The following is a 22,073-nucleotide window of genomic DNA, read 5'->3' as shown; positions in this document are numbered from 1 at the left end:
TTAAGTTTTATTATTTGTTCTAGTTGTTCTAATTTTACTGCCATTAATATTATAATATTTTCTTGACTTAAATATTTTCTAATCTGTTCAACCATTTCATAAGCATATCTTATATTTAAATCAATATCATCTATCTTGATAATAAGTTTTTTTTCTTTTTCACTCTTAAACATAAATTGTAAATAATTATTAATCAATTTTTTTATATCTTCTTTTAAATCAACACTTGCTGATAAATCAATTAATTTTTCATAATTTTCTCCATCAAAATCATAGTTACTTTCAATAATTGATATATTTTTATATATTTTTTTAAATAATAGTAATAATTCCCTTTCTTCTTCTAATTTATAATTACCTTCATTACAATCTCTTTTTTTTATTTCTTCCTTAACTTCTTTGAAAAGACGAGCAATTACTAATTCTAAAATATTTGATTTTGCTGTAAAGAATGATGGATCTATAATTTGAATAGTTTTATAATCATAGTTTGTTATATTTAAGTCCTCACTCTTTATAAATTTTTCAAAAAAATCTTTATTATCTTTAAAACTTAGTAATATATTTTCAAAGGACTTTAAAACAGATGTTTTTCCACTCCCTCTTTCACCTATAAAAGCAATTATATTATTTTGTTCTTCTGAAGTTTTTGAATTTTTTAATATTTCATTTAAGGTAATAAAAGCATTTTTATATATTTTTTTAAAAATAGATGTATCATAATCTTTTCCATTTTCTATTTTAGGACTATATTCTCCTTCCTTAAATTTTAAAATTCCTAAATCAATCTTGTCCATAATTTTCCCCCTAAATTTTAAAATATTCTCTTATTTTTATTCTCTATTTAAGATTAAATAAATACTCGTATTTTAAGTATAGTTCAATTTTTTTATTTTTTCAATACTTTTTTATATTATAAATTATCCTTATATAACAAAAAAATAAAAATCCACTTCTTTTAACAGAAGTGGATTTCTATTTATTTCTTTTGGGGAGAGAAATTTATTATAACAATGTGTTTATCGTTATACTTTATAGACTACACTTTTCTTAAAAAAGTTTAAATTTTAAGAAAATAAATTTTTTATTAGTAAATCTTTTAAAATTTGAGTGTCTATATTTATTCTTAAATCTTTCTTTAAGTTTTCTATTTTCTCCATTTCTAAGTATTTTTCATCAACATAATTTTCTATTTTTAAAATTTCTAAATCCTCTTTAGAAAATTCATTTATAATATTTAAAAATTCCTCTCCATAATTTTTAAACTTCTGATTTCCCACACCTTTTATTTTTAACATCTCCCAACGATTTCTTGGTTTTTTCTCTGTCATTTCAAAAAGCGTTGTATCTGAAAATATTATATACGGAGCTACATTTTCCTTCATAGCTATTGATTTTCTTAAAGCATTCAATTTTTTAAATAGAGCATTTTCATAATATTCAAAAGTTATAACCTCATTAGATTTTCTTTGAATTTTTTTAACATCTTTTAAAACTTCAAAAGAATTTTTATTTAATTGTACAGTTGGATAACTTCCAGCTGTAAGTTCTATATAATTTTCCAATATCAAAAAGTTTATAAATTCCTCCAACCACTTTTGATCTCTTTCTTTCATTATTCCAAAAGTTGAAAGTTCCTTTAAACCTTTTCTCTCTATTTTTGTATCAGCCTTTCCAAGTAAAATATTTACTAGAGTAGATATCCCTATTTTTTCTTTGGCTCTCCCTATACAAGATATAACCATCTTAGTTTCAGTAGTTAAATCTTCTACATCTTTAACCTCTCTACAATTTCCACAGTTTCCACAGTAATTTTTTATCCTCTTATCGCCAAAATATTTTAAAATAAACTCTCTATAACAACTTGTAAGATTTGCATATCTTACCATATCATCAAGCTTTTCTCTCTTTATTCTTCTTTGACTGTCTGTTGTTTCTTCGTTACTATCTATAAAAAATTCCTGTGTCACTATATCTTTTTCATCAAATAATAATATCGCTTCACTTGGTAATCCGTCTCTTCCAGCCCTTCCAGCTTCCTGATAATAGCTTTCCAAATCCTTAGGAATATTTTTATGAATTACAAAACGTACATTGGATTTATCTATCCCCATTCCAAAAGCATTTGTTGCTACCATTATAGTTATATTATCATTTAGAAAATCCTCTTGAGCCTTTTTTCTCTCTTCTTGAGTAAGTCCAGCATGATATTTTCCAACATTATAATTTTTCACATCTTTTAAATAACTATATAGAGCATCAACCTCTTTTCTAGTGCTAGCATATATTATTCCTGACATATTTTTATGTTTTCTTATATATTTACTAATAATTATATCTGGATTTTTTATTATTGACTCATCTACTTTTTCTACTTTAAAAAATATATTTTCCCTATCAAATCCATCAATATATCTATATGGATTTTCCATCTCTAAAAGAGTCTCTATATCCTTCATTACTTTTGGAGTAGCTGTTGCAGTAAGAGCTAATATAGGTATCTTTACCCCAAGAGCCTTTACAAATTTTGGAATCTCTAAATAACTTTTTCTAAAATCGTGACCCCATTGTGATATACAGTGAGCTTCGTCAACAGCTATAAAAGATATCTTTAATCCTTTTATAAAATTTATAAATTTTTCATTTGTTATTCTCTCTGGTGCAAGATATAAAAGTTTTACCCGACCACTTCTTAATTCTACAATAGCATTTTTATATTCCTCTTTTGTCAGTGATGAATTAATATATACGCCATTTATACCTAAAATTTTTAAACTGTCTACCTGATCTTTCATAAGAGAAATAAGTGGAGATATAACTATTCCGATCCCTTGAAACATTAAAGCAGGAATCTGATAGCAGATAGACTTTCCTCCACCTGTTGACATTATTCCCAAAGTATCTCTTTTTGATAATATACTTTTTATTATATAATTTTGTCCTTTTCTAAAAGAATTATATCCATATATTTTTTTTAATAATTTTAATGCTTCTGCTTCCATTATTTTTCCTTTATTTTCTTTTTGTACATTCAGTTTTTTCTATTATATAATAAAGATTAAAATATAGCAAACACTTATTAAAATCTCTATTATTTCTATGTTCTTTTTCAGAACTAAATATTATTTTGACTACTATATATTTTATCAATATTTTTTGTTTTTTCAATTTTAACCCTTGAAAACTATAAAATAAAAAATATTTTGTCTATCAAAATTTTCTTGTTTCATATTAAAACATTTTTTCAAAAAAACTCTTGACAAAAAATAAAAGTTAATGTATACTAAACATATCACTAGTAAAACAATTAATAATTTTTTAAAAGAAAAAATAGGAGGAATGATTATGCACGTAATAGATCAAGATACTTGTGTTGGATGCGGAGCTTGTGAAGCAACTTGCCCAGTAGGAGCAATATCAGCTAACGACAATGGAAAATTCACTATAGGAGACGCTTGCATTGACTGTGGTGCTTGTGCTGGTGGATGTCCAGTTGGAGCTATCTCTGCAGGAGAGTAATTCTCATTATAAGCATAGCTAATCACCAAAAGGTTCAGTTTTTGACTGAGCCTTTTTTTTATTTTATTTTTTCTATTCTTTTGTTAAATAATAATTAAAAAAAGCTGAGCAAATCTATAATTAAAATTATAAATCTACAACAGCTCCTTTTAAATTATTTTTTTAATTTTTTATTATCTTAGAATAATCCTGAAATTTTTCCAAACTCATCAATATCTATCATTTCAGCTGCTGGAACTTTTGGTAATCCTGGCATATCAATTATATCTCCTGCCATAGCTATTATAAATCCTGCTCCTGCTGCTATTCTAATTTCATTTATCTCAACAGTAAATCCACTTGGTCTTCCTAAAAGATTAGCTTTATCTGATAAAGATTTTTGAGTTTTTGACATACAAATAGGTAAGTCATTATATCCATTTTCCTCTAAGAAAGTTAACATTTTTTTAGCTTTTGCTGAGAATGTTACTCCAACTCCACCATAAATCTCTTTAACTATTGTTTCAATTTTTTCTTTTGGTGATTTTGATAATTCGTAAAGAGGTTTGTATTGAGATTTTTTATTTTCTACTTCATTTAGTACAAGTTTAGCTAATTCAATTCCACCTTCTCCACCTTGTGCCCAAACATCACATAAAGCTACCGGAACTCCTTGCTCCCTACATCTATTTCTTATTAAATCAAACTCAGCCTCTGTGTCAGTTAAAAATCTATTCATTGCCACTACAACTGGTAAATTATATTTTTTCATATTTTCAATATGTTTATCTAAGTTTTCAAGCCCTTTTGATAAAGCTTCTAAGTTTTCAACTCCCAAATCTTTTGCTCCACCGTGATGTTTTAAAGCTCTTACTGTAGCAACTATTACTACACAGTCAGGAGAAAGATTTCCTTGTCTACATTTTATATCTAAGAATTTTTCAGCTCCTAAATCTGCTGCAAATCCTGCCTCTGTTATTGCATAATCACTTAATTTTAAAGCCATTTTTGTAGCTATAAGTGAGTTACATCCGTGAGCTATATTAGCAAAAGGTCCTCCGTGAATAAATACTGGAGTATTCTCTAAAGTTTGAACTAAGTTTGGTTTTATAGCATCTTTTAATAGTGCAGTTACAGCACCTGTAATATTTAAATCTGCTACTGTAAGAGGTTTTCCATTTACATCATAACCAAATATAATTTTAGCTATTTTTTCTTTTAAATCTTTTAAAGAGTTTGCTAGACATAAAGTTGCCATTATCTCTGATGCAACTGTTATTTGGAAAGAATTTTCTCTAGGAATTCCAGATGCTGAACCACCAAGTCCTATAACGATATTTCTTAAAGATCTATCATTCATATCTAAAACTCTTTTCCAAGTTATTCTTGTTATATCTATATTTAATTTATTTCCAAACTTAATATGGTTGTCTATCACTGCTGATATTAAATTATGTGCAACACCTATAGCATGTAAATCCCCTGTAAAATGTAAGTTTATCTCTTCCATAGGAACTACTTGCGAATGTCCTCCACCAGTTGCTCCACCTTTCATTCCAAATACTGGTCCAAGAGATGGTTCTCTTAAAGCAGCTATTGAACTATACCCCATTTTATTTAGAGCCTGTGTCAACCCTACTGTAACTGTTGATTTTCCTTCTCCAGCTGGTGTTGGTGTTATTGCTGTTACTAAAATTAATTTTCCGTCTTTTTTATCAGATAATCTATTAAGTAGATTGAAATCTACTTTTGCTTTATATTTTCCATACATTTCATAGTCATTTTCTGTAAGTCCTATTTTTTCTGCAATCTTGCTTATAGGTAATAATGTTGCTTCTTGTGCTATTTGGATATCTGTTTTCATTAACATCTCCTCCTAATTTTCTATAAAATCTAAAAAAAGCCGACAGACTAGGCTTATTTGCCCAGACGGTCGGCTACTTAATAGTTATACTCCCTGTGGTCAGTTCCACTTCCGTCAGTTGTATAACCTAAACTAATATTATCATATTTTTTTTATTTTGTCCATAAGATTTTTATTCTTTATTTTTGTCTGCAACAAACGCTACTTCTTTTACAAGCTTAAATAATGCAAGTATTGCTATTAAGTTTGGTATTGCCATCAATCCATTAAATAAATCTGATAAGTTCCAAACTAAATCTACTTTTGCCATTGAACCTAAAATTATAAATAATATTACTATTAATCTATATGGATTCATTCCCTTTTCACCAAATAGGTATTTTATATTAGCAACTCCAAAGTAGTACCAACCAATAATAGTTGAAAGGGCAAAGAAGAATAAACAAACAGCTATAAATATTCCTCCATAAGATCCTAAAATTTTATTAAATGCAAACTGAGTTAAAGTTATTCCTGTTAATCCACTTCCTACTCCACCAGTTATTATAATAACAAAGGCAGTACAGTTTAATACAACAAAAGTATCTATAAATACAGTTATTATTGCAACAGCTCCTTGGTGACTTGGATCATCAACTTTTGCTACTGCATGAGCATGAGGAGTTGATCCCATTCCAGCTTCGTTAGAGAATAATCCTCTTGCAACTCCAAATCTTATTGCTTCCTTAACAGTTATACCTGCAGCCCCACCAAGTACTGACTCAGGACTAAAAGCTCCTGTTATTATCATTTTAAAAGCTGGTATAATTTCAGAGAAATTAAATATTATTATCAATAGAGAAGCTCCAACATATAATCCAGCCATTATAGGTACTACTTTTTCTGTAAATGATGCTATTCTTTGAGTTCCACCCCAGAATATAAATCCTGAAATAATTGCTATTGGTATTCCCACATAGATCGGTTCTATTGAAAGAACATTACTAAAAGCTGAAGCTATTGAGTTAGCTTGTACAGCGTTTCCCATAAATGAAAGTGCTAAGATACAAGATAGAGCAAAAAATACTGCTAACCCCTTACTGAATTTATTTTTTCCAAGACCTTCACTTATATAATAAGCTGGCCCTCCAACAATCTCACCATCAACTCTTTTTTTATAAAGCTGTCCTAAAACTGCCTCAGCATAAACTGTTGCCATTCCAAAAAATGCACTTACCCACATCCAGAATATTGCTCCAGGTCCTCCAGCAGCTATAGCTGTTGCAGCTCCAGCTAAGTTTCCTGTTCCTACTTGTGCAGCTATAGCTGTCGCTAAAGATTGGAAAGAACTCATTCCATCTGCTCCTGCACTTTCACCATTTAAGTTAACGCCCTTTACTGCTCTTTTATAACCTTCACCAAATTTTCTCACTTGTATAAATTTTAAAACAACAGTAAAAAATATCCCAGTTCCGATAAGTAATAATATCAAAACCTTATTCCAAACAAATCCACTTACATCTTGAACCAACAAATTAAAATTTTCCATTTCTCATTCTCTCCTTAGTTTTTTAAAAAATTTACTAAATGATACCATAAATAATTATTTTTTGGAATACTTTTTTTGATTTTTTTATTTTATTTTTTTATATTTTTCAAAAATATACTTTAATAGATATTTAAGAACTATTTTAACACATAAATATTTTTTATTTTACTTTAAATTTTTATTTTTTCTTTATTACTTTTTTTAAATTTTCTTTTATTTATTTCTATTTATGTGGTATACTTTAATGTATATAAAAATTTATTTTTAGAAAAAGAGGGGGTTAATATGTCATTTACGATCGTTACAAATAATAAAAAAGTTTTTAATCTTTTTAAAGAAACTGATGATGTTGTGTTCTTAGAAAACGAAAATATTTGTAGAGTATTAGCTGAAGTTTACAAATGTATTTTGAAAGGACATAAATTATTAAGTGATCCTATCATTTATAATATAGAAAATTCTAGTAATCCTTTTAAAACTATTATCGTTTCTCAAGACTTTACCACTGAAAATAATATCTCTTTAAATTTAATAAGAGGAGCTTTAAATATAGGAAAAAAATTACCTGATATTTCTATTGAAAATATTCCTGAAGAAACTTTAGAAGAATACAAATTTATAGACCTCAGTCTTCTTACAAACAGTATAAAAGAATTAAAAAATTTAAATTTATAATAAAGAGGTATGTATGACAAAGTTAAATTTTAGAGAACTTCTAAATAAAGTTACATTTGATTTTATCCCAGTTGTTAATTTAAAAACAAAAGAGATTTATGGATATAAAATAATTAAAAATTTTTCAAATACTGGTTTTTCTAGTAGTGAAGAGGTTTACTCCTTAGCAGATGAAAATGGTTTATTTGAATTTTTTATATTAAAACTTCAAGAAAAATCATATAAATTAGCTTTAGAAAAGGGATTTTCAGAAAAAAAATTATTCTATACATTAAGAGTTGATTATATTAAAGACCCTGATTTTTTCTTTGAAAGTGTTAAAAATCTAATATCAAATTTTAATATTCCCTCTACTAACCTCATCTATGAGATAAAGGGAATCAGCGGTTGGGATTCTATAAGTGATTTTTTAAATTGCTTTGATGATGATTCTCCTCTGCTTTTTAAAGAATTAAAAATCGATTCTTCAAGTTTAAATCTGATTGAAAATTTAGATCCTAAATTTGTAGAGGTTTGTTCTTTAAAAGATTTAAAAAATTTAAAGAGTGATAAAAATATAAAAAGCAAAACTATTTTTAAAATAACTAATGAGATTTCTGAAAAAGAATTAGTTGATTTAGGAGTAGATTTTATTTATAAACATTAAAATTTTCTCGCTTATAAAAAAATAAAAATATAATTTTAAATTATTTATAAAAAAAGTTGAAAAGATCTATCTCTTTTCAACTTTTTTATTTTTTATTATTTTCCTACATTTAGCAATGTAGCAAACATATATTTTAAACTTGTCTTTTCTTTTTTAGTTTCCTCTTTATCCAGATATTTTATCGAAATTCCTGTAAATCCATAGATAGCTGAAATTACTGGACTGATTAAATTCATAAAACAATATGGAACATATACCCAAGGAGCTATTCCTAAAGTTGCTATCATATAAGCTCCACAAGTATTCCAAGGAATTAATGGAGATGTCATTGTTCCACAGTCCTCTAAAGCTCTTGATAGCATCACTGGAGCTAGATTTTTTTCTCTATAAACATCTTTAAATATTCTTCCTGTTATCACTATTGAAAGATATTGTTCTGCTGCTAAAACATTTACTGCAAAAGCTGTAAGTAAAGTTGAAAAAATAAGACTTCCTGTTGAATTAGCTATGCTTAATATTTTTCTAGCAACAGCATTTAACATTCCTGTTCTCTCCATTACTCCACCTAAAAATAAAGCACAAATAATAAGAGCCACTGTTCCCATCATGCTGTTCATTCCACCACGAGTAAGTAATCCATCTACAACTTCATTTCCTGTATTAGAAACAAATCCACTCTGTAAAACTGTTATAAAATCTTTTACTGGTGTCCCTTGGAAAACAACTGCAGCTACTCCTCCAATTAGACTTCCAAATAAAAGTGATGGTATAGATGGAGCTTTTTTTATAACTAGTCCTATTGTCATCGCTGGAACTATAAATAAAAGTGGTGTTATATTAAAATTTGAAACCAATGTTTCAAGAATTGAATTTAATGATGATGCATCTACTTCAACTTGAGAATATTTTAATCCCATAACAGTAAAAATTATCATGCTTATTATAAAAGATGGGATAGTTGTATAAAGCATTGATTTTATATGATCAAATAATTTTGATCCTGCCATAGCTGGAGCTAAGTTTGTTGTGTCTGAAAGAGGAGATATTTTATCCCCCATATAAGCTCCTGAAATTATAGCTCCCACTGTTATAGGTGCTGGTATTCCTAATCCTGCTCCTATTCCCATCAAAGCTATTCCTATTGTAGCTGCTGCACTCCAAGAATTTCCTGTTGCAACTGCTGCTACAAAAGAAAGTAATACAGTGGCTGGTAAAAATATACTTGGATTCATAATCTTTAATCCATAAAAAATCATAGTAGGAACAACACCAGAAATAATCCAACTTCCAACTACCATTCCTATTATTAATAATATTATCGCTGCCTCCATTGAAGATTTTATCGTTTCTAAAATCCCTTCAAGTATTGTTTCCCATTTATAATTTAATCCGAACATAGCTACCCAAGAAGCAACTATTCCAGATATAATAATAGGAATATGTGGTGAAGCCTCGGTATACTTTAAAGTATAACCTAATGATATTATTAAAAATAATAACGGTATTAATGCGTGAACAAATTTTGTTTCTTTAATTACTTTTGTTGTTGTTTCTTCTTTTTTCATTTTTTCCCCCCTGATTGGTTTAATTTTAATTTTTTAAATTAAAATTATAAATATCACCTCATTCTTTAATAAACACGTAATAAAAAAATGCCATTAGAAGACTAATGGCATTACACACTAAACCCTGTGGACACATTAGAGCTCCCTGTCTATACATTCAGACGAGGTTAGCTACGGAATTAACCGAATAGAATGGGTCCCCCGCTTTTTTCTTAATTATAATTTGTGTTACTAAAAAAATTATAAATAAAACTAAGCGATTTTTGCTATTCTTTATTTCAATATGAATTATACATCAAAAAAAATATTTGTCAATAGTTTTTGTCTTTTAAAAAAAATAAATCTAAACTCACTATTTTTCTATTTTTTTAATTAGAAATAAAGTTTATAATTAAATTCTAAATCTATTTTTTATTTATTTTACTATGTTCAATAATGTTGCAAACATATGTTTTAGATTTGGCTTTTTTACTTCCTCTTGATTTAAATATTTTATTGTAAATCCTGTATATCCATATATAGCTGATATCACTGGACTGATTAGGTTCATAAAACAATATGGAACATATACCCAAGGAGCTATTCCTAAAGTTGCTATCATATAAGCTCCACAAGTATTCCAAGGAATTAATGGAGATGTCATTGTTCCAGAATCTTCTAAAGCTCTTGAAAGAGTAACTGGGTCAAGATTTTTTTCTCTATAAACATCTTTAAATATTCTTCCTGTTATTACTATTGAAAGATATTGTTCTGCTGCTAACATATTTACAGCGATAGCTGTCAATAAAGTTGCTAGTATTAAATTTCCTGTTGAATTTGCAATCCCTAATATTTTCATAGCTATTGCATTCAACATTCCAGTTCTTTCCATTACTCCACCTAAAAATAGAGAACAGATAATAAGAGCCACTGTATTTATCATACTATTCATTCCACCACGAGTAAGTAAAGCATCAACCATTTCATTTCCTGAATTTGAAACATATCCTATCTGTAAAACTGTTATAAAATCTTTTAATGCTGTTCCTTGAAAAATAATCGCTGCTACTCCACCGATTAAACTTCCAAATAAAAGTGATGGTATAGCTGGAGCTCTTTTTACAACTAACCCTATTGTTATTATTGGAACTATAAATAAAAATGGTGTTATATTAAACTCTTTTGTCAATGTTGTCAATATAGAATTTAAAACAGATGCGTCAACCTCTATTTGAGAATATTTCATTCCCATCATTGTAAATAGTATCATTGTTATAACAAAAGATGGAATTGTTGTATAAAGCATTGATTTTATATGTTCAAATAAATTTGTTCCTGCCATAGCTGGAGCTAAGTTTGTTGTATCTGAAAGTGGTGAAAGTTTATCTCCCATATAAGCTCCTGAAATTATTGCTCCAACTGTTATAGGTGCAGGAATTCCTAATCCAGCTCCTACTCCCATTAAAGCTATCCCTATTGTAGCTGCTGTACTCCAAGAACTTCCTGTTGCAATTGCTGCTATTAAAGAAAGTAAAACAGTTGCCGGTAAAAATATACTTGGCGCCATTATTTTTAATCCATAATAGATCATAGTAGGAACAACCCCAGAAATAATCCAACTTCCGACTACCATTCCAATTATTAATAATATTATTGCTGCTTCCATTGAAGATTTTATCGTTTCTAAAATCCCTTCAAGTATTGTTTCCCATTTATAATTTAAAACAAACATTGCTATACAAGATGCTAACATTCCTGAAATTATAATTGGAATATGTGGAGAAGCTTCTGTATACCTCAATGTATATCCTAAAGATATTATTAAGAACATTAATGGTATTAATGCATGAATAAATTTTGTTTCTTTGATTACTTTTGATGTTGCTTCTTCTTTTTTCATTTGTCCCCCTAATTGGTTTTAATTTTAATTTTAAAAATTAAAATTGTAAATATCACCTCATTTTTTAATAAACACGTAATAAAAAAATGCCATTAGAAGACTAATGGCATTACACACTAAACCCTGTGGACACATTAGAGCTCCCTGTCTATAGACGACGAGGTTAGCTACGGAATTAACCGAATAGAATGGGTCCCCCGCTTTTTTCTTAATTATAATTTGTGTTACTAAAAATTATAAATAAAACCAAGCGATTTTTGCTATTCTTTATTTCAATATGAATTATACAACAAAAAAAATATTTGTCAATAGTTTTTTTGATTTTCTAAACTAATGATCCTAGTTTTTTTCCACCTAATAAATGAAAATGTATATGGAACACTTCTTGTCCACCAAATTCATTACAGTTAGTGATAACTCTGTACCCCTCTTCTGCTATATTTAAATCTTTTGCGATTTTTCCAATAGCTAAATACATCTCTCCTATCAACTCTCTATCTTCTTCAGTTATATCATTAATAGTTGGGATTTCTTTTTTAGGTACTACTAATATATGAATAGGAGCTTGAGGATTTATATCCTTAAAAGCTAAAACCTTATCATTTTCATATACTATTTCTGCTGGTATCTCTCTGTTAATAATTTTTGTAAAAATTGTAGCCATATTTCATTCTCCTTCTATAAAAAAATATCTCTATTCTTCTATCATTTCTATTCTTGCTATATGTCTTCCACCTTCAAATTTTGTATTTAAGAAAGTATCTACCATTTCAAGAGCTAAAACATCTCCAACCATTCTAGCACCAAAAGCTAAAATGTTAGCATCATTGTGTTCTCTAGTAAGTCTTGCCATTGTTGTATTCATACAAAGAGCAGCTCTTACCCCTTTAACTTTGTTAGCAGCTATTGAAATTCCTATTCCTGTTCCACAGATAACTATTCCATAATCTACTTCTTTATTTGCAACAGCTCTTCCTACTGCTTTTCCATATACTGGATAGTTTACAGACTCAGTTGAATAACAACCTAAATCTAAAACTTCATATCCTTTTCCTTCTAAATGTGCTTTTACTTTTTCTTTTAATTCAAATCCACCGTGATCGCAACCTACTGCAATTTTCATTCCTACTTACTCCTTAACTTACTTTTTTATATTTTTTAATTAAAATCCTTCGAATAAAGGTTCTCCGAATTCTAATTCTTTATCTGTTGCTTCTCTTACACCTAAAACTTCTATTTCAAATCTTACATTTCTTCCTGCAAATGGATGGTTTCCATCAGCTGTAACAGTTTCATCTTCAACTTTTGTTATAACAAAAGATTGCTCTGTTCCATCTTCTAAGTCAGCTATAAAATCTAATCCAACATAGATATCTTCAAACTCAACAAAGTCTTTTCTGTCCATTTCAACAACTAACTCTTCGTCACGCTCTCCATATCCTTCTTCTATTGTTAAATTTACAACATCTTTATATCCTGCTTTTTGTCCTGTTAAAACTTCTTCAATTTTTGGAACAAAAGCTCCCATTCCTTGAATGTAGAAGAATGGTCCTACTTCTTTAGTATCTTCTAATAATTCATTTGTATCATTGTCATATACTTTAAATTCAACTGTTACTACTTTACCTTCAGAAACAGTATTTGTATTTCCTTTAGCTCTTTCAGCAGCTAATTTTTCTCTTAATTCATTTATTTTATCTTCGTGATCGTGTCCACAACAACATCCTTCATGGTGCTCATGATGATGCTCATGTCCTCCACAACACTCATCATGATCGTGTTTATGATCGTGTCCACAACAGCAGTTTTCTTTTTCTAATTTATCCATTACAACACCTCTCTTATTTATTTTCTATAAACATAGTATATCATATCTTTTATTAATTTTCTCTCTTTTTTTTAATTATACCCCATATTTAATCTGATCAAATTCATATTTTTTTCATCAGTTAAAATCTTTAATAAAATAAATGCCATTTCCAAAGCTGATTCTGGATTGGCTGTTGTAAAAATATTTTCATCTCTTACTATTCTCTCTTTTACAGGAAGAGCTTCAAAATTTTTAAGTTGCTTAAAATATCTTTCATTATCTAAAAAATAAGTTGTAGCCTTTTTATTTTTTAATACTCCTGCCTCTCCTAATAAAATCGCTCCTGTACAAATCCCTATTACAATTTTTTTCTTTTCAATAAATTTTTTAATAATATTTTGGATTTTTAAATTTTTTCCATCTACAAAAAATCCACCCATTCCAAAACCACCTGGAATAACTAGAGCCTCGTACTGATCTATGTCTATCTCTTCCTCATTTGAGATAATTATTTGTGGTTTTATTTGTAATGTCCACGTACAATTTATACTTTCCCTCAAAGAAAAGGTTTCAACCTCTATTAAATTTTTTTTACCCCCAATAACCGAATTCCAACCAAATACATCTATAAAAGGAGCTAACTCTAAAATCTCGACACCATTTGATAAAAAAACTAAAATTTTTCTCAATCTAAATTCTCCTTTTTCATACAACAAAATAAATTTTTAAAAAAAATTGTTGACTTAATCTAAAAAAATTCATAAAATACTATAATGTAAGAAAATTATAACACAGAATAAAAAAAATTAAAATGGAGGTAAGAAAGAAAAGAATGGCAAAATTAGATCAAAATTTGACACCATTATTTACAGTACTAAAAGATGTATATGCAAAAAGAAATATTACACCTTTCCATGTACCTGGACACAAACAAGGTAAAGGAATGGACAAAGAATTTTTTGATTTTATAGGAGAGAATCCTTTAAAAATTGATGTTACCATTTTTAAAATGGTTGATGGATTACACCATCCAAAAAGTTGTATAAAGCAAGCTCAAGAATTAGCAGCTGACGCCTATGGAGTTAAGAAAAGTTTTTTTGCTGTCAATGGTACATCAGGTGCTATTCAAGCCATGATTCTTTCAGTTGTAAAGGCTGGAGAAAAAATATTAATTCCTAGAAATGTTCATAAATCAGTTTCTGCTGGTATTATTCTAGCTGGAGCAATACCTGTTTATATGAATCCTGTTATAGATAATGATTTAGGAATTGCTCACGGAGTTAGACCTAGTACAGTAGAAAAAATGCTAGAACTTCACCCAGATGCAAAAGCAGTTCTTATTATAAACCCAACATATTATGGAGTAGCTACTGATATTCAAAAAATAGCTGCTATCGTTCATAGACACGATATTCCTTTAATAGTTGACGAAGCTCATGGACCTCATTTACATTTCCATGAAGATTTACCTATGTCTGCTGTTGATGCTGGTGCTGATATCTGTTGTCAAAGTACTCACAAAATTTTAGGTGCTATGACTCAAATGTCTTTATTACATGTAAATTCTGATAGAGTTGATCCAACAAGAGTTCAACAAATATTAAGTTTACTTCATACAACATCACCTTCTTATCCTTTAATGGCATCTCTTGACTGTGCTAGAAGACAGGTTGCTACTCAAGGAAGAGAACTTTTAAGTAAAACTATCGAACTTGCTAACTATGCAAGAGCTGAAATAAATAAAATCGCTGGTATGTACTCTTTTGGAGAGGAAATTGTTGGAAGAGATGGAGTTTTTGCTTTTGATCCAACTAAATTAACTGTATCAGCAAAAGCTTTAGGAATCACTGGTTTTGATTTAGAGACTATGTTAACTGATGAATATAATATTCAAGTTGAACTTGCTGATTTCTATAACGTTTTAGGACTAATCACTATTGGAGATACAAAAGAAAGTGTTGACACTCTTATAAGAGCTCTTCAAGATATCAGTGACAGATACTTTAACACTAAAGAAATCAAAAAAATTAAAAACTCAAGAATACCTGCTATCCCTGAGCAAGAACTTATTCCAAGAGAAGCTTTTTACAGTGAAACTTCAAAAGTTCCATTCAAAGATAGTTTAGGAAAAATTTGTGCTGAGATGATAATGGCATATCCACCTGGTATCCCTATTATTATCCCTGGAGAAAGAATAAGTAAAGAAGTTATCGATTATATCGAAGAACTTCGTGAGCAAAAAACTCACTTACAAGGTATGGAAGATCCTAATCTTGAATTTATCAATATAATTGAAGATGAAGATGCTATGTACTTATATACTGAAAAAATGAAAAATAGAATATTTGGAGTTCCTTTAAATCTTGGAGCTAACAAATCTGGTATTGAGTTTGGTATTGATGTTTTAGTTGAAAACTTCTCTGATACTTTCGGTGAAATTGAAATGCTTGATGTTGAAAAACAAAGAGAAGACTTCAATATTCCTATGATGAAATATAAAAATACAATTCTTAATACTTGCGAAAAAATAGCTAAGCTTGTAGATGAAGCTATTGAAGACGGATATAGACCTATAACAATTGGAGGAGACCACTCTATCGCTTTAGGAACTATTTCTGGAGTTGCTAAGTCTAATCCTAATCTTGGAGTTATTTGGATTGATGCCCATGCTGATATGAATACTGAAGAAACTACTATCAGTGGAAATATCCACGGAATGCCTTTAGCGTTCTTACAAGGTGAAGGAAATTCTGATATGGTTAACTGCTACTTTGAAGGGGCTAAAATAAAACCTGAAAATGTTATTATCCTTGGAGCTAGAGATATAGACGTAAGAGAGTACGACGTTATAGAAAAACTTGGAGTAAAAGTTATTCCTTATGATGATGTAATGCGTAAAGGTATTGATGCTGTTCTTGAAGAAATTGGAGATTATTTAAAAGTTTCTGATATTCATATAAGTTTCGACGTAGACTCTTTAAATCCTAAATTTGCACCAGGAGTAAGTACTCCAGTTAAAAACGGATTTGATGAAGAAGATATATTCAAAACATTTAAATTCTTATTCAAAAACTATTTCATAACATCTGTGGATATTGTTGAATACAACCCTATCTATGATAAGAGTTTAAAAACTGCTGCAATAGTTAGAGATATTACAGAATATATGCTTAATCCAATATATTAATATTACCAAAAGGCTGTTGTATTTTTAACAATTTGTACAAAAGTGCTGAAAAGAAATTTTTCTTCTCAGTACTTTTTTTATTTAAATCAACCTTTTTGGTACTACATAAAAATAATTTATTTATCACCTTTTTATTACTAAAATTTTTCTTAATTTTAATATTATTTTTTTTACTTTTTCTATTTTAAATCATTTTATAAATTTAATTTTTCTAAAAATTATTTTATATTTTTTCTTATAAATAAAAAAACTAAGTAACACAAAAAATATTTTACTCAGTTTTCTTTAGCTTTTTCACTTACAAAATTTTAGAATTATTTTTATTTATTTTTTCTTTTTATATTTTCACACTAGAAATCTTATAAAAAAATTAATTTATAGTTCTTTAAAAAATAAAAAAGCTGACCAATCACTCAGTCAGCTAAAAATTATTTTTTATTTTATAATTACATTACAAAATGCATTGTTGCTCCTGGTCCAATAGGTAATCCTAGGAAGTAGAATATCATTAATAATACTGTCCATCCACATAAGAATACCATTGAGTAAGGTAACATTGTTGAAATTAGAGTTCCCATTCCACTTTCTTTATCAAATTTTTGCATATAAGTAACTATGAATGCGAAATATGACATTAATGGAGAAATTATATTTGTTGAAGAATCTCCTATTCTATACATAGCTTGAGTTAATTCTGGAGAGTATCCAAGTCTCATAAACATAGGTATGAATACTGGTGCAAGAATTGCCCATTTAGCTGATGCAGATCCCATAAATAAGTTAATAAATGCTGCAACTATTATGAATGCAACTATTAGTGGGAATCCTGTAAATCCAATAGCTTTTAAGAAGTCTGCTCCTTTTACAGCCACTATTGTTCCTAAATTTGTATATGAGAAATAAACTATAAATTGAGCTGCTACGAAAGCAAGAGCCATGTATCCACCTAGAGTTCCTAATGAATCTCCCATTAATCTAGCAACATCTTTATCATTTTTGATTGTTCCAACTGTTTTTCCATAAACATATCCAGGAATCATAAAGAATAACATAATTATTGGTAATAATCCATCATGCATGAAACTATTTAAAGTTCCATTTTCTCTAAATATAGCATTTTCTGGTATTGTTAATGCTCCCATTATAACTAGGAATATTACTAGAGAAAGTCCAGCTCTTCTTAAACCTTTAGATTCTAACTCTCCCATTTCAGTTAATTCTTCTTTATGTTCACCTTTATAAGCACCTAATCTTGGCTCAACTATTTTTTCAGTAACTATTGTTCCTAATATAGTTATTAAGAAAGTAGACACCATCATAAAGTACCAGTTTGCTGTTGGTAATACTGTATAGTCAGGTACAAATATTCTAGCTGCTTCTGTTGAAATTCCTCCTAATAGTGGATCTATTGTTCCAAGTAATAAGTTAGCTGAGAATCCTCCAGAAACTCCTGAAAAGGCTGCTGCTAATCCTGCAAGTGGATGTCTACCAACAGATGCAAATATTATTGCTCCTAAAGGTATTAATACAACATATCCTGCGTCAGATGCAATATTTGACATAACCCCTGCAAAAACCATTACAGCTGTTAATAATCTTGGTGGTGTTGATAAAACTAATTTTCTAAGAGAAGCATTGATAAGTCCTGTACCTTCTGCAACTCCAACCCCTAACATTGCTACTAAAACTGTTCCTAAAGGTGCGAATCCTGTAAAGTTCTTAGTCATAGTATTAACTATATATCTTATTCCATCAGCACTTAACAAAGATTTTGCATTAAGAGTAATCTCTTCTATCTTTTTAGTTTTCATGTTTAATCCTGTATAAGTAACTTCTACCCCTGTTCTTACACAAATCTCTGATACAACAATAACAATTATTGATAATATTAAGAATATTGTTACTGGATGTGGTAATTTGTTCCCGACTTTTTCTATCTTATCTAGAAATTTGTCGAAAATTCCTTTTTTCTGTTCCATATAAAACCTCCGCCTTTTTAAAGTATACACATTCGTATTATATTATATTTTGTTTTAAAAATCAATCTTAATTTTCAATATTTTATTACTATTATCATTTTGATTAATGTTAAAACACTTTTTATATTATACAATAAATAATATAAAAAAATCAATATATTTTTTTGATACTATTATTCTATTTTTTTAATACAAAATTTTCTCCATTTTTTTCTATTAATCCTTGTTTTAAAAGTCCACCGATTGCTCTTTTAAAAGCTTTTTTACTTATACCAAAATAGTCATAAATCTCTTCTGGAGAACTTTTATCATTAAAATGAAAGGCTGATTTTAATATTTTTATTTTTTCTAATATTAGTTTTCCATCATCATCTAACTGTTCAAAAGCTAGTTTTCTAGGAGCTAAATCTAGTTTTCCATCTTCTCTTACTCTTATAACTCTTGCTGTTACTTCCTCACCTATTTTATACTCTTTAAAATATTCATTTTTTGGCATCATACCAAAATATCTATCATCAACAGCTACAAATACCCCTATATTTTCATCTATATTATAAACAGTTCCTGTAACAATATCATTTTTATGATAATCTTTACAAGGTAATAAAAACTTATAAACTTTCATTGTAGCCGAAATACGACCTTTTTTATCCTCATAAAGTCCTACTAAATATTTTTTTCCTACTTGTAGCTTCCCTACTTCTTGTCCTTTTGGTAATAGTATATCTTTTTTTAATCCCCAGTCAAGAAAAGCTCCTATTTTTGGGTTGATATCTGTCACTTCTAATTTTGCAAGTGTTCCTATTGTTGCATAAGTTTTTCTTAAGGTTGCTATCAATCTATCCTCTGAATCTCTGTATATAAATACCTCTAACTCATCATCTATTTCTGGTTTTGTTTCTAATAATTCCAATTCATTTTTTGGCAGTAAGATGTTATCCTTTTCATCCTCTGTCTCAGCATTTAAGTATAATCCGATTGGAGTATAATTGTTGACTCTTAATACTTGTCTTTTTCCTATTTTTATCATTTTTTCCTCCTTAAATATAAATAAAAAGTTGATATTTCATAATATCAACTTTTTTAAATATTATACACTCTATTATTTAAAAAATCAATTTTTATTTTTATTGCTTTTTTTAAAATGTTATGATATCATTTTTGTATAAATTAAAAATAAAGGAGATGTTAAGATGGAATTAAAAGATAAAGTATTGGAATTATTAAAAAAATCTGAACCTATGAAAGCTGGAGAAATTGCTGAGGCACTTGGAGAAGATAAAAAATTAGTTGATAAAGCTATAAAAGAATTAAAAGCTGAGGAAAATATAATTTCTCCAAAAAGATGTTTTTATTCTGTTAAATAAAAAAATAAAGGATTAGGCCATTTTTAACCTAATCCTTTTTTGTTATGCTTTTATAACTTTGTCATTTGATTCCATAAACTTTAAGTATTCTTCTTTTGTCATTGCTGGTTTAAAGTTTTCTAAAATCTCTTTTCCTTTTTTTGCATTATCATATAGTAAATCTACTACTGTTAATGCTAATGATTTTGCTGGCATTAAATATGCATACTCTTCATCAGATATTTTATATCCTCTTGTATGAAGTGCTCCTGTTACTCCCCCAAACATTGGATGAAGTGTTGGCATAAGATGTGAAACGTCTCCAAAATCAAAAGATCCTGTAAAATCTCCACCTTCTATTATATCATCAGAAGTTAATCCTAAATATTCTAAGTTCCCTCTTAAAACTTCTTCCATATTGTCGTGTCTTAATATTGGAAGATAACCTGGTATCTCAGTTATTTCTATCTGAGCTCCAACTGCCATAGCACCTGCTATTAAACCTCTATTAACCTTCATATTAGCATCTATCATACCTGATATAGTTCTAGCTCTTACATATGATTCCATTTTTACATCTGCTGGTACAACGTTTACAATATCTCCACCCTTTGTTATGATTGGATGAAATCTTACTCTATCAGATTCTTTAAAAGTTTCTCTTTGAGCGTGAACATTATTTATTGCTAACATAGCAGCATTTAAAGCATTTATTCCCTCATAAGGAGCTGAACCTGCATGAGCTTCTTTTCCTATAAAAGTTACTTCTTTTCCAATGAATCCATTACTTACTGGCCCTGTTAAAACTTTTTTATCCCCAGTATCTAAAACATGGAACATCATTGAAATATCCACATCATCAAAAGCCCCTCTTCTGATAAGCTCTTGTTTTCCACCGAAAAATTTTATATGTCCCTCTTCTTTTAGTTTTGTTCTATAAGCTAGCTCTATAAACTCCTCTGCTGGTGTAGCCATAAAATCAATTTTTCCATTTAATTCATCTATTACTCCTGATTTTATTAAACCAACAGCTGCTCCTAACATTCCAGCTATTTGAACATTATGTCCACAAGTATGAGAGGCTCCTATTGAGTTAGCATCACAATGTTCTTTACAAGAGATTCCATCTAGTTCTCCTAAGATAGCTATTTTTATTCCTTCTTTATCCTTATTGGCTCTAGCTCTGCAACCTGTATAAGCTATTTTATCTTCCACTTCTAAATTTAATTCTTTTTCAAAAAACTCTTTTACTGTCTTAGTTGTTTCTATTTCTTTATAACCAAACTCTGGATTTTTATAAATTTTTCTTCCTGCTTCCATAATTTTATCTTTATTTTCTTCTATTGCTCTTATGACTCTTTCTTTTAATTCATTTCTATCCATTTTTTTCTCCTAATCTATTTAGAAATATATTTTATTATAGCCTCTGTTGTCTTATATAAATCTTCTATCTCTAATCTTTCATCAACAGTATGTACATTGTACATTCCAACACCAATTATTATTGAGTTATACCCCTCTTTTGCAAAAATATTACTGTCAGAACCTCCACCTATTACTTTTAATTCTGATTTTATTCCCATCTCTTCATAGATTTCTGCAAACTTTTTAGCAAATTTTAAGTCATCAATAGGTTTTAAAGTTGGATATGAACATTCAAAGTCTATACTATACTCTCCTCCACACTCTTTTATTACCTCTTCACAACTTTCTTTATATTCATTTAGCACACTTAAAATTTTCTCTTCTGAATGACTTCTTACCTCTCCTTCAAATATACAAGAATCCGAAACCACATTAGAAGGGAAATTTGATTCTATCTTACAAAGATTTGAAGTTGTTAGCTCATCAATTCTACCAACCTTTAATTTTGAAATTACTTTTCCTGCTAATAAAATAGCATTTATTCCTTTTTCAGGTTCTATTCCTGCATGAGCTTTTCTTCCTTTTATCTTTATAGTAAATCCATATTTTGCTGGAGCTGTGTGTGCAATTATTCCAGCTCTTCCAGCATTATCAACAACTATCATATCTTTTGCTGGTTTCATATTTTCTGGAACTAAATTCCAATTTACATTTTTGGCTCCAAGCATTCC

19 protein-coding genes and 1 riboswitch are annotated in these 22,073 nt (G+C 28.7%); of the genes, 5 read left to right on the top strand and 14 right to left on the bottom strand.

What is annotated here, in order from left to right; genetic code table 11:
- The coding region (locus Q1J48_RS07360) for a P-loop NTPase fold protein (protein ID WP_300362325.1) at positions 1–797 on the bottom strand (797 nt) is incomplete at its 3' end.
- Between the two features lie 270 nt (positions 798–1,067).
- On the bottom strand, positions 1,068–3,002 hold the full coding sequence (recQ, locus tag Q1J48_RS07355; RefSeq protein WP_300362322.1) for a DNA helicase RecQ: 1,935 nt from the start codon (positions 3,000–3,002) through the stop codon (positions 1,068–1,070).
- 343 nt (positions 3,003–3,345) lie between these two features.
- On the opposite strand from recQ, the gene Q1J48_RS07350 reads away from it, so the two are divergent.
- Positions 3,346–3,519, top strand: coding sequence for a 4Fe-4S dicluster domain-containing protein (locus tag Q1J48_RS07350; protein ID WP_300362320.1), 174 nt, complete (start codon positions 3,346–3,348; stop codon positions 3,517–3,519).
- Between the two features lie 178 nt (positions 3,520–3,697).
- On the opposite strand, the gene Q1J48_RS07345 is transcribed toward Q1J48_RS07350, so the two are convergent.
- Together Q1J48_RS07345 and Q1J48_RS07340 are read right to left on the bottom strand one after the other, a co-directional pair.
- Positions 3,698–5,362: a formate--tetrahydrofolate ligase gene (locus Q1J48_RS07345; protein WP_300330150.1), complete on the bottom strand. Its 1,665-nt coding sequence runs from the start codon at positions 5,360–5,362 to the stop codon at positions 3,698–3,700.
- Between the two features lie 52 nt (positions 5,363–5,414).
- A riboswitch (ZMP/ZTP riboswitch) is annotated at positions 5,415–5,494 on the bottom strand.
- A 40-nt stretch (positions 5,495–5,534) separates the two neighbouring features.
- Positions 5,535–6,890, bottom strand: coding sequence for an alanine/glycine:cation symporter family protein (locus tag Q1J48_RS07340; protein ID WP_300330147.1), 1,356 nt, complete (start codon positions 6,888–6,890; stop codon positions 5,535–5,537).
- 285 nt (positions 6,891–7,175) lie between these two features.
- On the opposite strand from Q1J48_RS07340, the gene Q1J48_RS07335 reads away from it, so the two are divergent.
- Both Q1J48_RS07335 and Q1J48_RS07330 read left to right on the top strand, forming a co-directional pair.
- Positions 7,176–7,565 carry a GrdX family protein gene (locus tag Q1J48_RS07335; RefSeq protein ID WP_300330144.1) on the top strand — a complete coding sequence of 130 codons (390 nt, stop codon included), beginning with the start codon at positions 7,176–7,178 and terminating at the stop codon, positions 7,563–7,565.
- Between the two features lie 13 nt (positions 7,566–7,578).
- Entirely contained in the window at positions 7,579–8,211 is a 633-nt protein-coding gene (locus tag Q1J48_RS07330; protein WP_300330141.1) for an EAL domain-containing protein, read from the top strand.
- A gap of 95 nt (positions 8,212–8,306) precedes the next feature.
- Here the strand turns inward: Q1J48_RS07330 and nhaC (Q1J48_RS07325) are convergent, their stop codons facing one another.
- The 6 genes from nhaC (Q1J48_RS07325) to Q1J48_RS07300 form a co-directional block, all read right to left on the bottom strand.
- A complete protein-coding gene (nhaC, locus tag Q1J48_RS07325) occupies positions 8,307–9,776 on the bottom strand; it encodes a Na+/H+ antiporter NhaC (protein WP_300362317.1) in 1,470 nt (489 codons plus the stop codon).
- A 415-nt stretch (positions 9,777–10,191) separates the two neighbouring features.
- The gene (nhaC, locus tag Q1J48_RS07320) at positions 10,192–11,655 is read right to left on the bottom strand and encodes a Na+/H+ antiporter NhaC (protein ID WP_300330134.1); all 1,464 of its coding nucleotides are present in this window, start codon (positions 11,653–11,655) and stop codon (positions 10,192–10,194) included.
- 325 nt (positions 11,656–11,980) lie between these two features.
- Entirely contained in the window at positions 11,981–12,319 is a 339-nt protein-coding gene (locus tag Q1J48_RS07315; RefSeq protein ID WP_300330131.1) for a histidine triad nucleotide-binding protein, read from the bottom strand.
- A 30-nt stretch (positions 12,320–12,349) separates the two neighbouring features.
- Positions 12,350–12,778 carry a ribose 5-phosphate isomerase B gene (gene rpiB / locus Q1J48_RS07310; protein ID WP_300330128.1) on the bottom strand — a complete coding sequence of 143 codons (429 nt, stop codon included), beginning with the start codon at positions 12,776–12,778 and terminating at the stop codon, positions 12,350–12,352.
- Positions 12,779–12,817: 39 nt separating this feature from the next.
- Positions 12,818–13,348: an FKBP-type peptidyl-prolyl cis-trans isomerase gene (locus Q1J48_RS07305; protein ID WP_300330162.1), complete on the bottom strand. Its 531-nt coding sequence runs from the start codon at positions 13,346–13,348 to the stop codon at positions 12,818–12,820.
- 206 nt (positions 13,349–13,554) lie between these two features.
- The gene (locus Q1J48_RS07300) at positions 13,555–14,154 is read right to left on the bottom strand and encodes a DJ-1/PfpI family protein (protein ID WP_300362314.1); all 600 of its coding nucleotides are present in this window, start codon (positions 14,152–14,154) and stop codon (positions 13,555–13,557) included.
- Between the two features lie 143 nt (positions 14,155–14,297).
- On the opposite strand from Q1J48_RS07300, the gene Q1J48_RS07295 reads away from it, so the two are divergent.
- A complete protein-coding gene (locus tag Q1J48_RS07295; RefSeq protein WP_300362311.1) occupies positions 14,298–16,652 on the top strand; it encodes an aminotransferase class I/II-fold pyridoxal phosphate-dependent enzyme in 2,355 nt (784 codons plus the stop codon).
- 446 nt (positions 16,653–17,098) lie between these two features.
- On the opposite strand, the gene Q1J48_RS07290 is transcribed toward Q1J48_RS07295, so the two are convergent.
- Together Q1J48_RS07290 and Q1J48_RS07285 are read right to left on the bottom strand one after the other, a co-directional pair.
- Positions 17,099–18,631 (bottom strand): AbgT family transporter, encoded by a 1,533-nt coding sequence (locus tag Q1J48_RS07290; RefSeq protein ID WP_300330119.1) that lies wholly within the window; start codon positions 18,629–18,631, stop codon positions 17,099–17,101.
- A 178-nt stretch (positions 18,632–18,809) separates the two neighbouring features.
- A complete protein-coding gene (locus Q1J48_RS07285) occupies positions 18,810–19,661 on the bottom strand; it encodes a CvfB family protein (RefSeq protein ID WP_300330116.1) in 852 nt (283 codons plus the stop codon).
- A gap of 163 nt (positions 19,662–19,824) precedes the next feature.
- Here Q1J48_RS07285 and Q1J48_RS07280 point away from each other — a divergent pair, with 163 nt between their 5' ends.
- The gene (locus Q1J48_RS07280; RefSeq protein WP_300330112.1) at positions 19,825–19,998 is read left to right on the top strand and encodes an HTH domain-containing protein; all 174 of its coding nucleotides are present in this window, start codon (positions 19,825–19,827) and stop codon (positions 19,996–19,998) included.
- Positions 19,999–20,040: 42 nt separating this feature from the next.
- Here Q1J48_RS07280 and Q1J48_RS07275 read toward each other — a convergent pair whose 3' ends face one another.
- Together Q1J48_RS07275 and Q1J48_RS07270 are read right to left on the bottom strand one after the other, a co-directional pair.
- Positions 20,041–21,360 carry an amidohydrolase gene (locus tag Q1J48_RS07275; RefSeq protein ID WP_300362309.1) on the bottom strand — a complete coding sequence of 440 codons (1,320 nt, stop codon included), beginning with the start codon at positions 21,358–21,360 and terminating at the stop codon, positions 20,041–20,043.
- 14 nt (positions 21,361–21,374) lie between these two features.
- Positions 21,375–22,073: M20/M25/M40 family metallo-hydrolase (locus Q1J48_RS07270; RefSeq protein WP_300362307.1), on the bottom strand; the 699-nt coding region annotated here is incomplete at its 5' end.

It is taken from the genome of Fusobacterium sp., from assembly GCF_029258315.1.
In the GTDB taxonomy this organism is placed as follows: domain Bacteria; phylum Fusobacteriota; class Fusobacteriia; order Fusobacteriales; family Fusobacteriaceae; genus Fusobacterium_B.
The sequence above is the reverse complement of the archived record's forward strand: the minus strand, read 5'-3'. Positions and strand labels throughout refer to the sequence as shown.